Raw genomic sequence first — 2,391 nt, 5'->3', positions numbered from 1 at the left:
GAGGCCGACCACTTCGCTTGCCGTGATAAAAACCTCGACGGTTGGAGACTACGCCACTTCCATCCCGCGAAACAAGTTAAAAAAGCGAGGCGTGAGGGTGGCCCCTCGCCTCGCTTGGTATCTCCTGGAGCAGGTTTACCGGATCTACCGGATATCTTTCATTAGTTTATAACCTTCCTTGAAGGCTTTTTCGTTCATCTCCTCCGTCCCCTTGGGAACCCTTGCCAATACAGCCTGTTTAAGAGAATCGGTTTTCATGAGTCCCTTCATCTCCAGGACCCAAGCGGTTACCCCCAGGGCCACCATGTTGGTGACCAGTTCCCTCCCGATCTTTTCTCTCGCTGTTTTCACTATGGGCAAACGAAATACCTGGGCATCCGTTTCCGGGACCGATGAGACATAAGTATCGTCCACTACCACGATCCCATCCTTGCCCGTCTGACCGATAAATTCGTCGCAAGAAGCTTGGTTGAGGCTAATTTGGAGATCGGGAGTTGTCGCCTTCGGATAATCGATATTGTCCCTCGAAATAACGACCTCGGATTTGGACTTGCCTCCCCTTGCTTCGGGTCCATAGGATTGGGTCTGGACCGAGTTCAGGCCCTCGTAGATAGCCGCGGCCTCACCAACCACAACAGTGGCCAATATTACCCCCTGGCCGCCGGATCCCGCGAATCTTATCTCGTAGCGGTCTTTCATCATTTATCCCCCTCAATTCTATCGATCAGACTGCGATAAAGTTCAGTATATTCCGGCGCTTCCCTCTTCACGAATTCGCCGGTCACTATCTTGCCTTCAAGATCGGAGGGGGTCATGCCCTGGGCTTTAGCCAAGGGTATCGAATTATTCTTGAAGTGGTTCAAGTTGTCCACGGGAGTCCTGAGGTTGTTCCTCCTGCCGAACTGGGTATGGCAGTTGGTGAGTATCTCGATAACGGAGAAACCCTTGTTGGCTATTCCGTTCTTTATGTACTGCTCGCAAAGGACGGGCTGTGCAACGGTGGTTCTGGCCACGTAAGTAGCCCCGGCGCCCTGGGCAAGTTTACAGATGTCGAAAGGTGGATCGATGGCGCCATAGGGTGCCGTCGTTGCCTTGGCTCCCAGGGGCGTTGTCGGCGAGGCCTGTCCTCCGGTCATGCCATATATATTGTTGTTCATTACCACGGCAGTGATGCCTATGTTTCTCCTGCAGGCGTGGATGAAATGATTGCCACCAATGGCCGTACAGTCGCCATCACCCATTACATCGATTATCGTAAGTTCGGGGTTGGCCAATTTAATACCGGTGGCGAAGGCCAAAGACCTGCCATGAGTGGTATGGATCGTGCAGGCGTCGATGTACCCGGGCATCCTGCTAGAACATCCTATTCCGGAAGCGATTACCGTCTCTTCCTTCGACTTTCCGGAATCGATGAGGGCCCTCAGGATGGCGTGCATTATTATCCCATGGCCACATCCGGGGCACCACAGGTGGGGGAAAAACCTCTTTCTCAACCATGTCATGACTTCAGAGCGCGGCATTATCGGGCCACCTCCTCGATTTTTTCCAGGATCTCGGAGGGCTGGAAAAGCTCGCCATTGACCAGGCTCATTTGGGTTATTTCGGCTTTGCCGTGGACTGATCTTTCTACTTCATTAACCATCTGGCCATAGTTTAGTTCGGGTACGATCAACTGTCCCGCCTTTTCCGCCAGCGCCTCGAGTTCCCTGTCGGGAAAGGGCCAAAGCGCGACCGGCCGAAAATAGCCCACCTTGAGACCCTTGTTCCTGGCCATCCGAACGGCGCTCAAGGAGGTCCGGGCTACGCTGCCGAAGGCAACGACTATGATCCTGGCATCTTCCACGCTCTCGGTTTCGAACTCGACAATATCGTCACGATAGGCATAAACCTTGTCCATCAACCGGGCGGTCTTTTTGGCGATCTCTTCGGGGCAGTTCGTGGGGAATCCCCACTCGTTGTGCGTGAGGCCGGTGATATGCCACCGGTACCCATCGCCGAAGGAGGCCATGGGGGGTAAATTATCCTCGGGATCCGGCTTGTAGGGCATGAATTCATCGGGGCTGCACGTAGGCCTCTTCCTGTCCACGATGGGGAGAGCGCCGCTGTCGGGGATGACTACTTTTTCCCTCATATGGCCCAGAATTTCATCGCTCATTATCAGCACGGGCTGCCTGAAGCGCTCAGCCATATTGAAAGCCTTTATGGCAACCTCATAGCATTCCTGGACGGAGGAAGGCGCATAGGCGATAGTGGCGTGGTCGCCATGAACACCCCACCGTGCCTGCATGACATCCTGCTGCGCTATGGAGGTCGGTAGGCCGGTAGAAGGACCTCCGCGCATGACATCGACGACCACGATAGGTATTTCGGCCATATAGGCGAACCCTAGGT

General features: G+C 54.3%; 3 protein-coding genes. All 3 read right to left on the bottom strand.

Translation table 11 applies throughout. From position 1 onward, the window contains the following. Positions 1 to 144: 144 nt before the first annotated feature. Positions 145 to 699, bottom strand: coding sequence for a 2-oxoacid:ferredoxin oxidoreductase subunit gamma (locus GX108_02675; protein ID NLO55953.1), 555 nt, complete (start codon positions 697 to 699; stop codon positions 145 to 147). Further along, positions 699 to 1,520 carry a 2-oxoacid:ferredoxin oxidoreductase subunit beta gene (locus tag GX108_02670; GenBank protein NLO55952.1) on the bottom strand — a complete coding sequence of 274 codons (822 nt, stop codon included), beginning with the start codon at positions 1,518 to 1,520 and terminating at the stop codon, positions 699 to 701. The genes GX108_02675 and GX108_02670 overlap by 1 nt, the downstream gene beginning before the upstream one ends. After that, on the bottom strand, positions 1,520 to 2,391 hold an 872-nt coding region (locus tag GX108_02665), incomplete at its 5' end, for a 2-oxoacid:acceptor oxidoreductase subunit alpha (GenBank protein ID NLO55951.1). The genes GX108_02665 and GX108_02670, both read right to left, overlap by 1 nt.

The organism is Thermovirga sp., assembly GCA_012523215.1.
GTDB lineage: Bacteria > Synergistota > Synergistia > Synergistales > Thermovirgaceae > 58-81.
Note: the sequence above shows the minus strand (reverse complement) of the source record. Positions and strands in the feature narration are given on the sequence as shown.

Coding starts and splice junctions, on each gene's coding strand:
- GX108_02675 (NLO55953.1), bottom strand. CDS start 699: ATGAAAGACCGCTACGAGATAAGATTCGCGGGATCCGGCGGCCAGGGG.
- GX108_02670 (NLO55952.1), bottom strand. CDS start 1,520: ATGCCGCGCTCTGAAGTCATGACATGGTTGAGAAAGAGGTTTTTCCCC.